Source organism: Geomonas paludis, assembly GCF_014193585.1.
Lineage (GTDB): Bacteria > Desulfobacterota > Desulfuromonadia > Geobacterales > Geobacteraceae > Geomonas > Geomonas paludis.
On the sequence record NZ_BLXY01000009.1, the window covers coordinates 122,349 to 141,657 of the forward strand.

14 protein-coding genes are annotated in these 19,309 nt (G+C 65.3%); 5 read left to right on the plus strand and 9 right to left on the minus strand.

What is annotated here, in order from left to right; all coding sequences use genetic code 11:
• Positions 1-33 precede the first annotated feature (33 nt).
• The gene (locus tag H7687_RS17020) at positions 34-2,019 is read left to right on the plus strand and encodes a coiled-coil domain-containing protein (protein ID WP_183349613.1); all 1,986 of its coding nucleotides are present in this window, start codon (positions 34-36) and stop codon (positions 2,017-2,019) included.
• A gap of 16 nt (positions 2,020-2,035) precedes the next feature.
• Here the strand turns inward: H7687_RS17020 and H7687_RS17025 are convergent, their stop codons facing one another.
• A complete protein-coding gene (locus H7687_RS17025) occupies positions 2,036-2,248 on the minus strand; it encodes a GSU3473 family protein (RefSeq protein ID WP_183349615.1) in 213 nt (70 codons plus the stop codon).
• A 418-nt stretch (positions 2,249-2,666) separates the two neighbouring features.
• On the opposite strand from H7687_RS17025, the gene H7687_RS17030 reads away from it, so the two are divergent.
• From H7687_RS17030 to H7687_RS17045, 4 genes are all read left to right on the plus strand, one after another.
• On the plus strand, positions 2,667-5,402 hold the full coding sequence (locus tag H7687_RS17030; protein ID WP_183349617.1) for an OmcA/MtrC family decaheme c-type cytochrome: 2,736 nt from the start codon (positions 2,667-2,669) through the stop codon (positions 5,400-5,402).
• 101 nt (positions 5,403-5,503) lie between these two features.
• On the plus strand, positions 5,504-6,805 hold the full coding sequence (locus tag H7687_RS17035; RefSeq protein ID WP_183349619.1) for a hypothetical protein: 1,302 nt from the start codon (positions 5,504-5,506) through the stop codon (positions 6,803-6,805).
• Complete coding sequence (locus H7687_RS17040; protein WP_183349621.1) at positions 6,805-7,239, plus strand: cytochrome C; 435 nt, start codon at positions 6,805-6,807, stop codon at positions 7,237-7,239. Before H7687_RS17035 ends, H7687_RS17040 begins: the two co-directional genes overlap by 1 nt.
• Positions 7,227-8,075 (plus strand): cytochrome C, encoded by an 849-nt coding sequence (locus H7687_RS17045; RefSeq protein WP_183349623.1) that lies wholly within the window; start codon positions 7,227-7,229, stop codon positions 8,073-8,075. The genes H7687_RS17040 and H7687_RS17045 overlap by 13 nt, the downstream gene beginning before the upstream one ends.
• A 190-nt stretch (positions 8,076-8,265) precedes the next feature.
• On the opposite strand, the gene H7687_RS17050 is transcribed toward H7687_RS17045, so the two are convergent.
• From H7687_RS17050 to H7687_RS17085, 8 genes are all read right to left on the minus strand, one after another.
• Positions 8,266-9,879 carry a glycerol-3-phosphate dehydrogenase/oxidase gene (locus H7687_RS17050; protein ID WP_183349625.1) on the minus strand — a complete coding sequence of 538 codons (1,614 nt, stop codon included), beginning with the start codon at positions 9,877-9,879 and terminating at the stop codon, positions 8,266-8,268.
• 146 nt (positions 9,880-10,025) lie between these two features.
• Positions 10,026-11,504, minus strand: a complete 1,479-nt coding sequence (gene glpK / locus H7687_RS17055) for a glycerol kinase GlpK (RefSeq protein WP_183349627.1) — start codon at positions 11,502-11,504, stop codon at positions 10,026-10,028.
• A 52-nt stretch (positions 11,505-11,556) separates the two neighbouring features.
• Positions 11,557-12,159 carry a hypothetical protein gene (locus H7687_RS17060; RefSeq protein ID WP_183349629.1) on the minus strand — a complete coding sequence of 201 codons (603 nt, stop codon included), beginning with the start codon at positions 12,157-12,159 and terminating at the stop codon, positions 11,557-11,559.
• Between the two features lie 167 nt (positions 12,160-12,326).
• Complete coding sequence (locus tag H7687_RS17065; RefSeq protein ID WP_183349631.1) at positions 12,327-15,332, minus strand: OmcA/MtrC family decaheme c-type cytochrome; 3,006 nt, start codon at positions 15,330-15,332, stop codon at positions 12,327-12,329.
• A gap of 220 nt (positions 15,333-15,552) precedes the next feature.
• Positions 15,553-17,058, minus strand: a complete 1,506-nt coding sequence (locus tag H7687_RS17070) for a fibronectin type III domain-containing protein (RefSeq protein WP_183349632.1) — start codon at positions 17,056-17,058, stop codon at positions 15,553-15,555.
• A gap of 47 nt (positions 17,059-17,105) precedes the next feature.
• Positions 17,106-17,753 (minus strand): hypothetical protein, encoded by a 648-nt coding sequence (locus H7687_RS17075; RefSeq protein ID WP_183349634.1) that lies wholly within the window; start codon positions 17,751-17,753, stop codon positions 17,106-17,108.
• Positions 17,741-18,178: a cytochrome C gene (locus tag H7687_RS17080; protein ID WP_183349636.1), complete on the minus strand. Its 438-nt coding sequence runs from the start codon at positions 18,176-18,178 to the stop codon at positions 17,741-17,743. The genes H7687_RS17075 and H7687_RS17080 overlap by 13 nt, the downstream gene beginning before the upstream one ends.
• Positions 18,168-19,309, minus strand: a 1,142-nt coding sequence (locus H7687_RS17085; RefSeq protein ID WP_183349638.1) for a hypothetical protein, incomplete at its 5' end; no start/stop codon positions are given. The genes H7687_RS17085 and H7687_RS17080, both read right to left, overlap by 11 nt.

Consider the following 19,309-nt stretch of genomic DNA (forward strand, 5'->3'; position numbering starts at 1 on the left):
TTCGGTAACCGAGTAGCGGATACTGGAGGTCTTATGCTGGCACTCGATAGCACCCTAGGCTGTATCGAAGTATCCGAATCTGAAGTCGTCGACCTCTACCGCTCCGCCCCCAGCACCCGCAGCTCGGAGCAGCGCACGGAGACCATGGAAGCCTACATCTGCGCCATCAGGAAAAACACGCTGGTGAAGGTGTACCTCGCGCTGGTGGTGAACGATCGCAGCATCTACGTCTACTCAAGCCCCGGCAAAGGCAAAAAGGAGCAGGAGTATCCCGCCGAGGTCGAAAAAAGCCTCAGCTACGCCAGGGCCATGGGATTTTCCCCGGAACGGGTCGATCTAAGCTACAGTCCGGCCATGCGCGAGGTGGTGGTGCGTAACACCAAGATCCTGCGCCTTCCCGGAACCAGGGGAACCGGCCTCAAACATGGCATGCCCGGCGCGCCGGTACTTCCCATACTCCAGCAGAGCGTAACTGCGGCACCTGAACCTGCCATGGCAGTCCCGGCACCGGCAGCCACTCCGGTTCCTGTCTCGTCGGGTGAACCTGCGGTGCAGGAAAGACAGGGGGGCGAACGACTGGCGGCCCTGACCCAGCTGCAACACGAGCACCAGGCACTGACCGCCGAGCGGGACGCCCTGGCCAGGCAGTTGCAACAGCTCGCGACGCAGCACCACGAGACGGTAAAGGAGTTGACCGCCGCGCGCAAAACAGTGCAGGAGATGGCAGGCGACAGGGACACCCTGCGCTCCCAGCACCGGGAGGCCGACGATCTCCTGGCGGCAAAAGAGTCGGTCATTGCCGAACTGCAAAAGCACGCCGCCGACCTGGCCCTGGAGCGGGAGGCCCTGACCGCACAAAATGCCGAACTGGCGCGCATCAACGACGCGATGCTGGAAAACCTGGCGCAGGCCCGGCAGGACATTGCCGCCCTCTGCGCGCAACGCGACGCGGACCTGGCGGAGTCGCAGGCGGCAATGCAGCAGCACCGGGAAACGGCTACGCAGCTAGAGGGGGCCCGTCAGGAAGTGGAAAGCTCGGCACGCGAGGCGGCCGTTGCGCGGCAACGGGTCGGGACGCTGGAAGAGGCCGTGCAGAGCCAGGAGCAAGAACTGGCCACCCTGCGGCAGCAACTGGCAGGCGAGAACTCGGAGAGGGATGCGGCGCTGCAACGGGCGGCAGCACAGCCTGTAAATGCGGGAGTCGACGCCGAAGTGGAACGGCTGCGCCGGGAACTGGAGCAAGTCATTGCCGAAAGGGATACGGCGCTCGCACAGCTGGCGGCCGCGGGCGAAGCGCAGCCCCGGGTAGCGGAGGAGACGGCGGACGGCGGGGATGCAGCAAGCACCGGGTGCAGGCCGGGCGAGGAAACATTCCCGAGCCGCGTCCTGCCGGGACTTCAGGATCCCGGCCGGGAAACTCTCCCGGCCTTCGCGGAAAGCGCACTCCCGCCCTTCTCGCAGCTGCAGGCACCGCCGCAGATGGGACATCCCTGGGACAGCTCCTCAGACGAAGCCGAGGACGCCCCCCCCGATGAGAGCGGCGCCGGCGTTGCCTTGGGAGACCAGGACGCCCCGTTCCTGCCCCTGGGCGACCTGCAGGACGGCTTCTTCTCGGCCGGCGCCGACGACGCACCGGTCCGCTTCCTGCTGGAAAGCGGCCTGGACGCCATCGACTGCCCCGCCGCCGACGTCCTCGAACTGCACCAGTCCATCAACAACGCCTACCTGTCACCGGAAGGAACCGGGGGACAGGAAAGCTGCCAGGGGTACATCTGCTGTCTGCGCCGGGGGGACGAAAAGACGGTTTTCGCGGCCATCTACGGCACGACGAGCCACCGGACCCGGGTCTACCTTCCGGAGAGCCAGCCCCGGGACGACGAGTCCTACGCCAGGACGGTGCGTGGTGCCGTGAGTTTCGCTGAAGAGGTGGGGCTGATGATGGAACGGGTACCGCTCGAGGCGACCGGCCCCAAACGACAGGAACGCCTCAAGCGGTGCCCGGCCTTGAGATTGGCCTAGAACAATTGACGCAGTGTCACGCCTGCTTTCTCTTGAAGAGGAAGTCGCTCCACCTCTCCCCTGCCCTGGTGAGCGGCTGCTGCGACTTCCGTACCGGGTCGCGCCCGATGTGAACCCACCCTGACGACCTCTGGAAGGCGATGATTTTGTTCTCCCGGATCAGGTAATCGAGCATATAAGAAGGGACCTTCTTCTCTTCCCCGTTGTGAAAAATAACCGTGATACCCATGCGGTTCTCCGTTTGGTGATACTCCCCTTTCCTACCTGAATAGTCGAATTCGACACCCACCCCCTTTTCATAAATCATGCCAGCCACTAAGCATTCTATCCCACGGACCTAACCGATTCAAGGGCCTTATTGGGCGGACAAGGCACCCCCGTTCGCCCGTTGGTCGTCCCCTCCGGCCGGTGTCCCCGCCCCCCACAAAAAACGCGGCGCGCCCTTGCTATTTCATGAACAACTGCTAAGTTTCTACATTGTGTTTGAAATCTCTAATAATTACCAGGAGGTGTTCACATGATTGTGACGGACTACGACAGCTCATAAATCCCGCCGACACCAATATCCCCCCTAGAACAAATCTGCTGTGGCTTTCTTTCCGGGTCCAGAAGCAGCCTTCATGCGACACCAGAGACAAGGAGGATTTATGCAAGAAAAGCTTTTGAAACGGTTTTCCGCTTTCATGATTGCATCGACCGCGGCCACCGCTCTGTTGCTGGGCGGCTGCGAAGGGGACCGGGGTCCCAGGGGCGCACAGGGCCCAGCGGGCACCGGTGTCTTCACCAACCTGAGCTCCTCGACTGCCGATCAGCAGGCCAACATCACCTTCGATCAGCAAAACAGCACCGTCAACAGCGTTACCATCCAGAGCCCGCCGGTGGTGACCTTCACCCTGAAGACCGCCAGCGGCCAGCCGGTGGAGGGGATCGGCAGGAGGAACGCTTCGGGTCAGCTCACCAACCTGGCCTTCTCCATCGCCAAACTGATCCCGGCCAGCAACGGGACCCCGTCGCACTGGGTCAACTACATCGTGACCACGGCCCCCACCAACGGTTCGGCCCCCACCGCCACCAGGCCGACCAGGGACCGGGAGGGGACGCTGGTGTACCTGGGCAACGGTCAGTACCGCTACACCTTCGCGCGTGACATCAAGCTGATCCAGAGCCAGGTGAACGCGATGACCTTCAGCGGCAACAACCGCAGAAACGACCTGGGCGACCTCACCTACGAGCCGAACCTCACCCACCGCCTGGTGATCGAGTACGGCGGCAACATCGCCAACACGTCACCGCAGCTGATCTACAAGAACGCCATCAACATCGTCTACGACTTCATCCCCGCCACCGGCGCCAGGGTGACCTCGTCGACCACGGGTGCTGCCGAGCGCAACATCGTGCTCACCAAGTACTGCAACGAGTGCCACGGCAACCCGGGCGACCCCAACGACCTCAACCAGCAGGGGTGGGGCCTGGGCATCACCACCCCGCACGCCGGCCGTGTCGATACCCGCTACTGCGCGATCTGCCATACCAGCCAGCGTGCCTACGGCAGGGCCATCTCCAACCCGACCAACGGCGCCTTCACCGGCACGACCTACGTGACCGCCGAGGCCGGCGTCACGGACCCGAGCACCGGCGAGGCACAGGTCCTGGGCGAGTTCGTGACCCTGATCCACAAGCTCCACATGGGGAGCAACCTGACCGAGACCGGCTACAACTACGCCGGCATCAACTTCAACGAGATCGCCTACCCGGAAAGCGTAGCTCTCTGCCGCAAGTGCCACCGCGGCGAGACGGCGCAGCAGTTGGCGGTCACCCCGCAGGGGGACAACTGGCGCACCATGCCCAGCCGCAAAGCGTGCGGCAGCTGCCACGACAACATCCATTTCGCCACCGGCACCAACACCACCGGCCCGGCCCATCCGGTCTACACCAACGATGCGAGCTGCAACGCGTGCCACACGCCGACGGCGATCACCGAATCGCACGCCCAGGCCCTGGTGAGCCCGCTCAACCCGGCCGCTCCCGCGGGGCTGACCAACTTCGAGTACCAGCTCTCCAGCGCCACCGTGGACGCCACGAGCAACAACCTCACCATCAAGTTCCGCATCCTCGGTAACGGCACGCCGGTCACCCTGGCACCCCCCGCACCGGGACTTACCACCTCTCTCGCCGGCTTCACCGGCAGCCCGAGCTTCCTGCTGGCCTACGCCAGGCCGCAGCTCGAGACCGGCGGCGCGGTACCGGCAGATTACAACAACCTGGGCAAGGTGGCGGCCCAGCCCGACGCCATCTCCATCACCACCTTGCTCAACACCAACAATGCCGCCATCGGCAACATCACCGGCCCCGACAGCAGCGGCACCTACACCGCCACCATCAACTCCGCGTCCGCCTTCCCGGTCGGCGCCCAGATGCGTGCCGTGGCAATGCAGAGCTACTTCACCCAGACTGGCTTCGACGCCTCCATAGCCGGCCGCCACACCCGCGCCGTCATCGTGCCGGTCACCGGCGACGCGGTGCGCCGCACCGTGGTCGACCCGGACAAGTGCAAGAACTGCCACGAGTTCTTCGAAGCCCACGGTGGCCAGCGCGTCTACCAGACCCAGGTCTGCGTGACCTGCCACAACCCGAACCTGACCACCTCGGGCCGCACCATCAGCGACGCCAAGCTCGCCGGCTTCGCCTTCACGCCGATCCAGCTCGGCATCCTGACCACCTGGGATCCGGCCTTCAACAAGGCGACCCCGGGGTACGCGCTCACCTTCCCCGAGTTCTCCAACAACTTCAAGGACCTGATCCACGGCATCCACGCCGGTGCGACCCGCACCAACCCGATCCGCGACGTACGTAACGGCCCGGGCACCGGCATCACCCTGATCGAAGGCTCCGAGATCACCTTCCCGAACATGCTGGGCAACTGCGACGCCTGCCACATCACCCAGCAGAGCTACACCCCCGACGTGATCGAGGCGCTGCGTCCGAGAGTACTGCCGTCGACCCAGGTCGTCGCTGACGGCACCCCCCCGACCACAGCCGGTATCATCGCGGCGCGCGCCACGGTCCCCAATGCAAACGACCTGGTGGTGGCGCCGGTAACGGCGGCCTGCGTGGCCTGCCACGACACCCCGCTGGCCAAGGCCCACATGAACGCCAACGGCGCCCAACTCGGAGCCGCGCTCGCAGGACCGTCCTATACCAACATGGGTGTGGCACGCTCGACCCTGCCGTCGGCCACCGAACAGTGCACCCTGTGCCACGGCCAGGGCAGGGTTGCCGACGTGATCCCCATGCACGGGCAGAACCGCCCGGTGCTTGTGCCGACCAGCCTCTCTACGGGGAGCTCCGCAGCCCGGATGGTGAAGCTGCTGCTCAACTGGTGATGTTCTCTTTCTGATCCGCCGGGGGCGTTCGCGCCCCCGGTTTCATTTGCAACTGCATTTCCCCACGGTAACCAGATCGAACCATGAAAGGAGGAAATGTCTTGAAAATCAAAGCGAAAATAACGACACCGGCGCCCCCCGGCGCGCTCAGGGCGGTGGGGAGCATCCTGCTGGCCTGCGCCCTCGTCATCTGCGGCCAGCAGGCCGCCGAGGCCACCGCGATAAACGGCAATTCCGAGACCATCCTGCGCATGAGGGAAGGGGTATTCGGCGAAAACCTGTTCCCGCTCTACGAATACCTGGACCTTTCCGCCAGCGACACCGCCGGCCCCGGGGCGATCTCGCTGCACATCGGGGGCTGGGGGCGGGTCGACCTGGGCGACCGCAGCTTCGAGCACCGCACCGACGGGGACATCCAGTACGGCTTCCTGAGCTACCGCGCCAACCGCGGCAACTTCACCGCCAACGCGGGGCGGCAGTGGGTGGTCGAGGGGGTGGGAACCGAGCGCATCGACGGGCTCTACCTGAGGAGCGACCTGCTCGCCGGCTTCACCGCGGCGGCCTACGTCGGCAATCCGGCGGTGACCCAGCCTGATTTCGACGGCGGCGACCTCATCTACGGGGGGCGGCTGGCCCACACCATGGCCAAGTACTATTCAGTAGGGGTGAGCGCCCTGAGGAATGAGGTGAACGGCGAGGGGATCCGCGAGGAGGAGGGGGTGGACCTGTGGCTGCACCCGGTCGCGATGGTCGACATCACCGGTCGCTCCACCTACAACTCGCTCACCAGGGGGTGGATGGAGCACGCCTACACCGCCAGCTTCACCCCGACCGAAGCGCTCAGGGCCTCCGCATCGCTGCAAAACGTCCACTACGACGACTACTTCTACCAGGTCACCACCAACACGCTGAGCCTCACCAACGGGTTCATCGCCCCCGGCGAGGAGATGTGGAACGTCGGCGGCAGCGTCGGCTTCAACGCCACCAAGAACATCGGCCTCTCCGCCGAGTACAACCACTACGAGTACGACCTGGCCGGCGGCGCCGACTACTACGGGGTCACCGGCAATTTCAGCACCACCACCGGGCTCGCCGCCGGGTTGTCCTTCCACCGCATGGACGGCTCGACCGACCGGCTGCGCTACAACCAGTACCGCGCCTGGGCCACGCAGAAGTTCGGCCCCGCCGATCTCACCCTCGACTTCTTCGACGTGGACTTCGACGGCAGCATCAGCGGGCGGGAGAACACCTTTTCCCTGGCGGCTGCCGCCGGGTATGATTTCAGCCGAAACCTCAGGGTCGCAGCCGACGTCGACTACATCCGCAGCGCTGACTTCGACAACGAGTTGCGCGGCCTGATCAGGCTCAGCTATGCCTTCGGCGTTGGAAAGGAGGGGAAATAGTGAAAAAGACAGCATATTTAATGGTAATGGGAATGATGCTTTCCTTCCTTTACGCCTGCGCCAATACCAACAGCATCGCCCGCGTCCATCCGGAAGAGGTCAAGGGGCTGCCCAGGTGCGCGGAATGCCACACCGACCAATGGACGGCGCTCAGCCACCAGACCCAGGATTTCTACCTCAAGCACAAGATCTACGCGACCCAGCAGCGCGACGCCTGCAACACCTGCCACAAGGAGTCCTTCTGTGTCCAGTGCCACGCGCACAAGGAAGAGATCAAGCCCAGCGACAAGTACAAGGACCGGCCCGAACTGTCACTGCCTCACCGGGGCGACTACCTCAGCCGTCACAGGGTTGAGGGGAGGATCAACCCCGCTTCCTGCCTGAAATGCCACGGGCGGCAAAACAATGAGAGGTGCAAGACATGTCACAAGTAACCAGACCAACACAAGCTCTTGCCATGCTTTGGTGCCTTTTGGTCCTGTCGCTTGTCGGCTGCGGGGATAACAACAACCACGCCAACTTCGATCCCGACAAGGGTGCCCATCCCAGCGACTGGCTCCCCGCGCGGCACGCGGTAGCAGCCATTGGGCATCTCGAGGACTGCACGCCATGCCACGGCACCGATTTCAGCGGCGGCATCTCCAAGGTTCCCTGCACCCAATGCCACCTGGGCAATCAGGTCGACGTGCACCCGTTGGAATGGGACGGGCGCGACTATGCGCTGCACGGCCAGTGGATCAGGCAGCGGGTGGCCGCCACCGGGGTCGACCCCGGTCTGCTGACCACGGGGGCCCTGGCGACAACCTTCCCGGACCAGGCCCGCGCCGCCACCCAAAGCTGCGCCACCGGCCTCTGCCACGGCACCGACTACCGCGGCGTGCGCAACTCCGGCCCTTCCTGCTTCGACGACCAACCCGGCGTCGTCGATTCGAGCTGCCACGCCGGCAACGCCTTCTCCGTCCACCCCCTGGACTGGTTCCCGGCGCGCTTCACGGTCAGGGCAGGGATCGCCATGCCGACCATCCTCCCCGCCCACGGACCCTACGTCCAGACCTACGGTGCCAACGAGTGCATCATCCCGGTCTGCCACGGCAACGGCTCACCACCGACCATCAACGTCGGCGCCGGGAGCACCAGGATCACCGGCACCACCCCCACGACGCCCAACTTCCAGAACATCGGCTACCAGGGCTTCGTAGGCTTCACCACCGGGCGCATCCAGGTCACGGTGACCAACACCGGGCGTCTCTGCGCGGCCTGCCATACGTGACACCGCCGAGACAGCAAAGAGAAAGGGGGCCCCTGTCCAGAACAGGAGCCCCCTTTTTTTCCGGAGGGGACTGGCTCCGTCAGGCGCCTGTCCCCCTTGTTTTTGAAAAGCAGCTTGAGCTGAAAGGGGCGTTCCGCTAAAGGGACAGGCACCTTCGGAGCCTGTCCCTTCTGCTTCCCTTCTGCCTGGCTCACACCTCGCGCAGGGCGTAGGCGACTTCCTCGAGCTCACGCTTTTGCCGCTCGGGATTCCACCCCAGTTCCGCCGCCATCAGCGCAACCACCTCCGGAGCCGCCGCGCGGGCGGCCTTGCGATCCAAAAGGGCCAACGGGACACGCCGCTCCAGGAAGTCGAGCGCGCGTAGCGCCATCTCGTGGTGGGTGGCGTAGAGTACCTCGCCCTTCAGGTAGGGGTGCCCCTGGATCAGCCTCCCTCCGTGCCCCCCCTGGCAGTACAGGGCCACGTCCGGGGACCGGTCCCCATAGGAGCGGTACAGGTGCTGGGTGACGTCGGGGGGAAAGCCGTGTTTCCGCTCCAGTTCCTGCAGCAGGTCTTCACTGAAATGCTCCCCGCCGGCCAGCATGATGCGGTCGGTGCGGCAGGGGTGCTGCGGGGTCAGCCCCACGTTGTTCACCGCGAAGTTCACCGCATCCAGCGCCATCTTGCGGTAGGAGGTCCACTTGCCGCCGACGATGGTGATGAGCCCGGTCGGGGAGCAGCTGACCACATGGTCGCGGGCGAGCTCGGCGGTGTCGGCGGTGAAGGGATCATGCACCAGCGGCCTCAGGCCCGCCCACGATGCGGTGATGTCGGCGGGCTTGGCGCCCAGGTTGAAGTAGCGCCGCAGGTGGCGCAGCAGGTAGTCGACGTCTTTTTCGCGCGCCATCGGCACCTCGCCCGCCTCGGCCGGCTCCTCGGTAGTCCCCACCAGGCAGTTCCCCTCCCAGGGAAGGACGAACAGTACCCGGCCGTCGTCGGTCTTGGGAATCATGACGCCGGCCCCGACGGGGGCGAAGCGCCCCGGGAGGATGATGTGGATGCCGCGGCTCACCCTGAGCAGGGAGGCGGCGGTGGGATCGTCCAGGCGGCGGACGATGTCGGCGGAGGAACCGCAGGCGTTGACCACGCAGCGGGCGCGGATCTGCCAGGAGGCGCCGACCAGCGGGTCGCGCACCACGGCTCCGGCCACCCTCCCCTTCTCCCGCATGAGTGCCACGACCTCGACGTAGTTGCCGACCACGGCCCCTTCCCTGGCGGCCGTCTGCGCCAGGGCCACGTTCATGCGCACGTCGTTGAACTGGCCGTCGTAGTACTGCACCCCCCCCTTCAACCCCTCGCTGCGGATCATGGGGAAGCGGCGCAGTATCTCGCCGCGGCCGACGAAGCGGCTGTGCCCGAGCCCGGCCTCACCGGCCAGAAGGTCGTAGAGCTTGAGCCCGGCCCAGACGTAGGGGACCTGGGCCAGCCCGTAGAGAGGGGTGACGAGGGTGAGCCGGTGGCAAAGGTGCGGGGCGATCTTCAGGAGGATGTTGCGCTCGTGCAGCCCGTCGCGTACCAGGTTGAACTGCACCCGGTCCCTGTGCAGCACGGCCGATTCCAGGTAGCGCACGCCGCCGTGGATCAGCTTGGTGCTCTTGCTGCTGGTGCCGCAGCCGAAGTCCCCCCGCTCCACCAGCGCCACGGACAGGCCGCGGTTGGCGGCGTCGACCGCTATGCCGCACCCCGTCGCCCCCCCCCCGATCACCAGCATGTCGAAGGTGCGCCCGCTCTTCAGTATTTCCAGGTTCGCGTTCCGGTCCGTCACTACCGCCTCCAAAACCAAAAATCTTTAACTCGAACAGGGATAAAGGGGATAAAAGGGATAAAGACTAAAACCAGAATTAATGGTCTGGCTTTTCCCCTTCATCCCCTTTATCCCTGTTCCATGCCTTTGCCTTTCCTGCGCCTTTCTTACTTAGCCCAACCAAGCGAGAGTTGCACGCATTTTTTCCAGCCGCGACACATTTCTTCGCGCTGCCCGGGCGCAAGCTTCGGCTCGAAACGCCGATCCAGCGCCCACTGCCGGCCGATTTGCCCCGTGTCCAGCACGCCGGCGCCGATCCCCGCCAGGAACGCGGCCCCAAGCGAGGTGCTCTCGGCGCAGCGGGGCCTGAGCACCGGGGTGCCCAAAAGATCGGCCTGGATCTCCAGCAGCAGGTCGTTGCGGGTGGCGCCCCCATCCACCCGCAGTTCGCTCAGGGCAATGCCGCTCGCCTCTTCCATGGCACGGATGGCATCGACGGTCTGGAAGGCGATCGCCTCCAGGGCGGCGCGCGCCAGCTGCGCCTTGCCGCTGCCGCGGGTAAGACCGGCGATCACTCCCCTGGCATAGGGGTCCCAATAGGGGGTCCCCAGCCCGGAGAGCGCGGGGACGAAGTAGACGCCGCCGCTATCGGCCACGCTGCGGGCCAGCGCCTCGACCTCTGCCGGGCCTGCGATCAGCCCCAGCCCCTCCTGCAGCCACTGCACGGCCGCACCGGCGATGAAGATGGACCCCTCCAGGGCGTACTGCACCTGCTCCCCGGGAAGCTGCCAGGCGATGGTGGCGAGCACCCCCTCGCCGCTGGCCGGGCGGGCACCGCAGTTCATGACCACGAAGGCGCCGGTGCCGAAGGTGGCCTTGGCCATCCCCGGCGTGAAGCACCCCTGGCCGAACAGCGCTGCCTGCTGGTCCCCCGCCACACCGGTGATGGGGATCTCGGCGCCCAGGACACCGGCGCTGGTACTGCCGAAGTGGGCGGCGCTCACCAGCACCTCGGGCAGCATGGCGCCCGGGACCTTGAACAGCCGCAGGAGTTCCTCGTCCCACGCCAGCGTCTCGATGTTGAACAGCATGGTGCGGCTCGCGTTGGAGAGGTCGGTGACGTGGCGTTTGCCGCCGGTCAACCGGAAGATGAGCCAGGAGTCGACGGTGCCGAAACAGACCTCCCCCCGCTCGCAGCGCGCCCTGAGCCCGGGCACGTTGTCCAGAAGCCAGGCGAGCTTGCTCGCCGAGAAGTAGGGGTCCAGCAGCAGCCCGGTCCGCTGCCGCACCATGGGTTCCACCCCCTCCCGCTTCAGGGCCTCGGTGTACTCCGCGGTGCGCCGGTCCTGCCAGACGATGGCGTTATGCAGGGCCCTGCCCGTGGCGCGCTCCCAGATCACCGTGGTCTCGCGCTGGTTGGTGATGCCGATGCCGGCCACCTCCCCCCGGTCCGCGGCGGACAGCACCCGGCGCACGCAGTCGAGCTGCCCGGCCCAGATCTCCTCCGGGTCGTGTTCCACCCACCCCGGCTGGGGGTAGTGCTGGGTGAGCGGCTGCGAAAAGGTGGCGACGGCCTCGCCGCCGCTGCCGTAGAGGGTGGCCCTGCTGCTGGTGGTGCCTTGGTCGATGGATAGGAGCTGGCTCACGCGTCCTCCTGTAAAGGGTTAAAGGGGCCAGGCACCTGGCGGAGCCAGGCCCCTATTTGAACCTGAAGATGAACCGGGTACCGACTCGTTCTTCCTGGTGCTGCCCGGACGAGGACCACCCCGTGACCGGGTCCTGGTCGTAGTAGAGCATGAGGTCCGTGCGCGGCGTGAGACGCACCCCCACCTCGCCGGTAAAGCGCGGCGCGTGCCCGAGGGCGAAGTCGTAACCGGTGCGGGAGCTCGGCTCGATCCGGCTGCCTAGTTCCTCGCCCCCGGCGAGCCCCTTGGTCGCCACGGTCACAATGGAAAACTTGGCCGCGGCGGAAAGGTAGAGGCTTTCGGACAGCGAAAGGCGCCAGCCGGCCTGTGCATGCAGGCGGTGGGTCGACTGCTCGATCCCGCCGTGCAACTCCTGGCCGGTGCCCCGGTACCCCACGCCGACTTCTGGCTCCAGCGTCAACTGGTAGCTGGGGCTGTAGCTGAGGCCGGCGTTGGTGAGGAAGCGGTCGGGATCGAAGAACCTGGCGCTGGCCGCCGGTTCGGCAGGGACCAGGGTCTCCATGGGGCCGGAGAGGGTGGGCGCGCCGAGTCCCGCCGCGTACAGCTCCATGACCTGGCACAGGAGTAATGAGAGGGCAGCCAACAGGACTTTCATGGGGGACAGTGTAGCAAAAAAGCGATGCCACCGCTCGCTATTATTAATTAACAGCGTCCCGCGCTCTGCAAAGGGAAAGGGCCCCGGAAACGTCCCGGGGCCCTCTCTTCGCCTCTCAGGCGAGGCGCTTGCGTTGCCTGCGCCTTGGCGCAGGGTTACGGTTCACGTTAGTCGTCGCCGACCACCGAGAACCTGTGGGCGTTCCAGATGGCGTTGGGGCCGGTGGTACCGTGGCAGGTCACGCAGGCCTCGTTGTCCGGGTTGGCCTGGCTGCGCAGGACGTTGACCTGGCCGCCCATCTGGGCGAAGTGCGCCAGGGCGTTGGGCCTGTTGTGGCAGGCCTTGCAGGTGGCCACGAACGGGGTGTTGACCAGGTCCTGCGGATTCGGGACGGCCTTTCTCGCCGCGTCGACCTCGGTCACGTTGTTGCCGGTAACCGCATCGGTCTGCAGCGTGAGGGTGGTCCCCCTGGAGGTGACCTGGGTGCTCACCTGCACGCCGCTCGGGATGGTGGTGTAGGTGGTCCCCTTGTGGCACATGGTGCAGTTCTTCAGCACGCCGGGGAAGGTCACTTCGGCGAAGTCGTATTCGAAGTCGCCGCTCGTACTCCTGTCGCGCACGAACTTGAGCGGGGTGCCGACCACGAGCGGGTCGCTACCGGCGTGGATGCCGTGGACCATGTCCTTGAAGTTGTTGGAGGCCTCGGGGAACTGGGTGGGGTCGGTGGTTCCGAGGGCCGCGGCCAGGGCAGTCATGGCATCTTTGGCCCCCTGGGTGATGCTACCGGTAAAGGCGGTGCTGGTCAGGAAGTTGGTGACTGCGCCCAAGGAGGTGCCGACCGGGTTGGCTATGATGAAGTCGATCAGCGACTTCTGGGCTCCGCGGCCCGAGGTGGTCAGGTTCGGTACGTGGCACAGGGTGCAGATGGAAGGCCCGACCGTGTCCTTGCCGACCACGCGGTTGCCGCCATGCCCTTCGAACCACTCATGGCAGTTGCCGCATTTGGCCGAGTCGATGACGTCGCGGCGAACCGCATCGCCATTGACCGGCTTGACGTGTGACAGTGCATGGCGGGCGTTGTCGGCGGCGATGCTGTTGGTGCCCGCTACCTGGGTGAAGTACCCCTGCAGACCGACCGCCCGCAGTTTGGAACCGGTGGGGAAGCCGTTCGGGATGGTGGCTGTGTAGTAGCCGTTGTTGTCCGGAGCGGACATGGTGCCGCCGCTGCTGGCCAAAAGTGCCGCGATGCTCACGCTCTTCGGCTGTGCAGCCTTGGCGTTGCTGTCGGTACGGGTGTCGCGCAGGTTGTTGTAGTCGCCGGCGTACTTCGCCTCCAACTGGTTCGGTGATTCCTTGAAGTACGCCAGCAGGAAGGACGGACTGCCGGAGAAGCCGGTGATGACGGCGCCGGCCGGCGGGGTGCTGGCGGTGGAGCCGGCACCGGTGAAGACCACGTTGGACTTGGCCGCGGTAAGCGAGTCGGTGTTCTTCTGGATGCGGAACTTGATGTTCAGGTTGTTGCTGCCGTCGACCGTAGCGCTCGATATGTTGTAGAAGAAGTTCACGAGGCCCGCCGGTACTTTCGGGTTGTTCGGGGTGGCGATGTCGGTCATGTGCAGCAGTTCGGCGTCGGCGTGGCAGCCGACGCAGTTGGCGTCGCTGGCCTGCTGCCCGCCGTCGTGGCCGGCACCGGTGCTCCAATTGATGCCGTCATGACAGGCGCCGCACGCCTTGCGGCTTGGCTTGGTCTGCCAGTTGTCGCCCTGGGCACCCAGTTCCGCCCTGTGGCACTGACGGCAGTTGCGCACGTCCTTCGGGTACACGATTTCGTTGAAGGCAACACCGGCGTAGTTGTAGCCGGTCTTGGTAAGATGTTCACCCATGTGAATCTTGTGGATCATGGTGACGAACTCGCCCAGCACCTCGCCGTCCGCCCAGTAGTTGGCACTGGTCGCGGTGGAGGCAAGCAGCGGATCCCTGGCGGGAACGACCCCGCCGACGGAAGTAAGGTTGGTGCGGCCGATAGCCCTCTGCGAGGTGTGGCACATCATACAGTACTTGACATCGCCGCGGCCGCCATGCGGGGTGGTGACGCCGATCTTGCCGTGGCACTCGTTGCAGGCCGCAGTCGCCGTCATGTCCTTCACCAGGGTCGGCGCTACGTCCGGAGTCGCCGGGACGAAGGTGGAGATCAGGTACTTCTCGTTGTAGAAGTTGCTGAGGGTGGTGCCGTTGTTCAGGAGCGCGATGGACGGGGTGGAACGTATGCCGACCATGACGCGATGGGTGTAGTTCGCGTTGTAGGAAACGGTGGTGCCGGTGCTGGACTGGTTCTTGATGTCCTTGCCGAAGATGACGGTGTAGGAGCCGTCGCCGTTGTCGATGACGGTATAGCCGCTATCGGTGGTCGGACGGCTGGAAGCGGTGACCATGTAGGAGAGCCACTCGTCGGGGCTGCCGCTGGTGCCGGGCTTCAGCTGGGCGATGACCAGGTTGAAGGCCTTGAGCCCCCTGATCCCCTTGCCGGTATCCTTGTTGGTGACGGTGAAGCTGACGATCGGCTTGTTGCCCGGAATGGAGACCGAGCTGATGGAGCCGTCGAGCGTCATGTTGTTCAGGTCCTCTGCGCCGAGGATGTTGGCATCCTGTGCCGGCAAGAGGGCCGCGGAGCTGAACTTGCCGGAGAGGGCGAGACCGTTGGTCGAGTAGGCGAGCGCCTGGCCGCCATTGTTGATCCAAAGGGCTGCCGCATCGGTGTAGGTCTTGCTGACCGAGGCCAGGGTCTGGTTGGCGTCACCAAGGATGCCGGTGAGCCCCAGGAGCTGCGACTCCAGGATGGTCCTGTTGGTGCTGTCCTGGCTGATCACGATGCTGATCGGGTTGGACCCGGTGATGGCACCGGCCGCAGGAGGATTGCTGAGGTCGATGGGGACCACGGTGCGGAAGGTACCCTGGCCGACGACTGCCTTGAAGACCAGGATGGTCTTGGTGGCGGGCAGGGTGAAGGTGAGGTTGCTGAAGCTTCCGTCCGTCCCGATGGCTGCGGTACCAAGCTGGGCGCCGTCGAGCGCGTTGTAGACGAAGACGTTGTTCAGGGCACCGGCCGAGGTCGATGACAGGAACGCGGTCTTGGCGGCGGCCTTGGCGACGTCTACCTTACCGCTGACGGTCACCTCCGTTCCCTTTTCGGTGCGTTTGGTGCTGGACCCTCCTCCGCTGCAGCCAGCAAGAGGCAACAGCACGCATACCAAGAGTGCTACAAGGTACCTTAGGTTTCTGCCGATCATAGTCTCCTCCTGTTTTTAGTGTCCTGCGTCGTTCTACATCGTGGACCGTCTTATAACCAGTAAGTAAGAAATGCCTCCTTTAGATCGTGGTGCTGCACCGTTTATGCTAGGGATTCACTTGTCCGCTGACCGTCACCCCCAGGGAGGGACGGTTCGGAGTTACCGACAGTGCGGTGCTTGCCGCAGAACGGTTGTTCGCTGCGTCGAACGCCTTCACCGTGTAGGAATAGGTGGTGGCCGAGGTAACCGAGGCGTCGGTGTAGCTCAGCGTGGTCGAACTGCCGATCTTGACGCCGTCACGGAACACGTCGTAGCCGGTGACGCCGACGTTGTCGGTGGAGGCGCTCCAGGACAGCGCGACCGAGCTGGTGGTGCCGGTGATTGCCGTGGCAACCGCGGTGAGATTCGCCGGCGCGCTGGGGGGCGTCAGGTCGAGCTGCGCCACCAGGTCTCCGGAGAGGGTCCCGTTGACCGTCACGTTGAGCGATGCCTGGTTAGGCGTCACCGACAGCGGCGCGCTGGCCGACGAGAAGTTGCCGGCCGCATCGAAGGCCACCACCGTGTAGGCATAGGTGACGTTGGAGGTCACCGGGGTATCGAGGAAAGAGGTGGTGATCGAGGTGCCGATCTTGGCGCCGTCGCGGTAGACGTCATAGCCGGCCACGCCGATGTTGTCGGTTGGCGCGCTCCAGCTCAGGGCTACCGAGCTCTGTGTGCCGTTAAGCGCCGAGGTGACCGCCGCCAGTCCGGCGACCGTCGACGGAGCGGTGATGTCGCTGAAATTGGGCTCCGCTGGCGGATTGGTAACCTGCGCGGTGAGGGTGACGACGGCCGCGGCGATCGCTCCCGGGTTGTCGGCCGCCACCTGGGTGGCCGCGGTGGTGAAGACGCCCAGGAAGGTCTGGTACGCGGGGAGGGCCGGGTCTACGTCAGCCACGGCCTGGTTGATCACGGTCATCGCCGCCGTGGTGTCGGTGACGGTGCCGCCGGCCTGGGAATCGACGATCATCTGGTCGATGACCAACAGGGCCGCCTGGTACGCCGTGCTCTGGGTCGGCGGCGCCAGGATGTCGGCGACGTTGAACAGGTTCCCCACCTGCGTGTTGGCCGCCACTATCGCGCTCTGCAGCACCGCCGGGGTGATGGTGGTAACGGCGCCCTTCTGCTCCAGTATCAGGGGGAGCTTCTGGAAGGCGGCCTCGGTGAGCGGGGTCACCGCCACCGGGACGTCGGGGTTGAAGTTGTCCACCACCGCGCTGAACGAATCGGCCGCCGTGAAGGGAACCGGAGCGTTGGTGCTCTCGCTCAGGTAGGTGGCGCCGGCCTGGCCGGTAACGGTGACCACGACCGGCCCGGTTATGGAGGCGGGGATGTGTACTGCATAGCTGCCGTCATTGCCGGTGGTGCCGGTGCCGAGCAAGGCGCCGCGGCTGCCGTTCAATTGCAGCCGGTACACCGAGACCAGGGCGCCCATGATGGGGCCCTTCACGGCGACACCGGAGACTACCCTCGTGCCGCCGCCACCGCCACCACCGCCGCAGCCGACAAAGAGCAAGGGCAGGCACAGGAGCAGTAGGACCGCCACAACCTGTTTTTTCCAGGGAATGCACATATATTTTCTCCTTCTACTAGAGTCAGGAAAATGATCGCGCCTTCTCGCTAGTTCTCCGCCGGGAGCGGGTTACCGCTGCCGTGGCAGCCGAACTTGATGCAGGAGGGGCCGCTGGCGAACACACCGGCCAGGGTGGTACCGTGACAGACCGCGTTACGGCAGGTGGTGAAGCTTATGCTGGGAGCCGCCTGGAAATACGCCTTGTGCCCGGCGATGTCCTGGATGGTGGTGGCGCTCACGCCGCCCCACTGGTGGATCTGCGGGGCCTGGGCCGTGCCCGCCATGTGGCAGTCGGTGCAGGCCGGGCCGGAGTCTGCCACGCCGGCCAGGGCGGTGCCGTGGCAGAGGGCGGTGGCGCAGGTGGCGGTGCCGTTGTTCCCCACGTAGCCGGCATGGAGGGCATAGGCGAGTCCCCCCCACAGTACCGGGTGCGCCGAGGTGGCGCCGCCGATATGGCAGGTGAGGCAGGAAACCTTGGCGATGCCGCCGTCGAGGGCGTCGCCGTGGCACTCGACGCAGCCGTTGATGTCCTCCTCGGCGGCGGTGCTGTGCCCGGCCGGCAGCCAGTTGGCCGGGTGCTTGCCGGCGGCAGGGTCGAAAGAGGCCTGCGGGTTCGCGTCCCCGCATCCCGACAGGGCCAGCGCCAGCGCACCAAGAACCGCAAAAGACAGAACTTTTGTCGTTATTTGTGGCATGTCAGGCACCTCTCGTTGTTGGTACGTCCGTGGCACTTGGCGCACGACGCCGGATTGATCTTGCCGTCGATCCGGTGCTGGCTCAGGTAGTCCCCGCGGTGCGGCAGGGTACGCTCCACCTGCTGGGTGTATTTCACGCTGGGTTTCAACTCCTCCTTGTGCGCGTGGCAGTCGGTGCAGAAGGATTCGGCATGGCAGGAAGCGCAGGCCCTTCTTGCGTTAGTGGCGAAGACGCTGTGCTTTTTGAAGAAGTCCACGGCCTGGTGGTTCATGGCCGCGTAGGCGTCGCTGTGGCACTCGGTACAGTTGGGTGTCCCGGTGACCGCCTCCGGGTGGATCAGTGCGCCGCTTTTGGTGTTGGCGCAGGCAACGAGAAGCAGCGCCATGAGCGGCGCCATCAGCAGCATCAGTAGTTTACTTTTCACTCTTGCCCCCCTTTTCCCCACCCTTCGTTTCGAACGCGTAGGCGACCTTCACCAGCGCCCGCCACTCCCGGTTGAAATCCGGGCTCTGGGAATACTCGATTTCCCCGCCGACGTTGAGCTTCTCGGTGAACTCGTAGCCGGCGATGCCGGTGAGCGCGTAGCTGCTCTTCACGCCGTCGATGGGGCGATCGAAGATGACGTTGTAGAAGTCGACGCCGAGCTCGGTGTGCCCCATCTTCTTCAGGGCGTAGAGCCGGTAATCGTAGTAGCGGGTGCGGTCGGTGGAGCCGTCCATGCGGTGCCCGGAGGCTCCCAGGGACAGGGCGTCGGCGGTGGTGTAGGCGACCTTGCCCCCCACGTAGTCCGCGGAGCCCAGGATCTCGTAGCCGTAGTTCTTGTACTCGGCCGCCACCGTCAGGTTCTTCACCGGGCTCCAGGCCGCGCTTAGGCCGGCCGCGGTGACCTTCTCCCGCGGGTCGAGCAGACCGCCGTTGTTGTTAAGGGCGAAGGCGGTGGTGGTCACGTTGTAGAAATAGTCCTGGTAGTTGATCCTGGAGAAGTCGGCGCTGACGGTCACGGCGTCGATCGGGGCCACGGAGAGGGTGTAGGCATGCTCCATCCAGCCGTCGGTGATCGAGTTGTAGGAGGAGCGGCCGGTCAGGTCGACCTGCTTCACCGGGTGCACCCAGACGTCGAGACCTTCTTCCTCGCGGTCGCGCGCGTTGTCGCTCTCGTTTCTGAGGGCGCTCACGCCGATGGAGTACAGGCCCGGCTTGCCCTGTGCCAGGCGCCCGCCGTAGATGAAATCGCCCCCCTTGTAGTTGGGGGTGGTCACCACCGGCGAACCGGCGAAGGCCGCGGCCGTGAAGCCGGCGGCGAAATCGCTGCGGACGTAGAGGCCGTCGACCCGGTCGGCGGCAACCCCCTCGGTGACGAACTGGCGCCCGGCGTTGAGCACCAGGTTGTTCTTGGCGCCCTGGTAGCTGAGATACCCGTACTGGAGGTCCCCGTCGGTGTAGTGGTCGGTCGACTTGTCGAACAGGTCGACCCGCCCCCAGGCGCCCAGGTGCAGCGAGGTGGCGCTGCCGTCCTTCTCCGCCGCGGTGACCGAGAAACGCAGGTACTCGTACA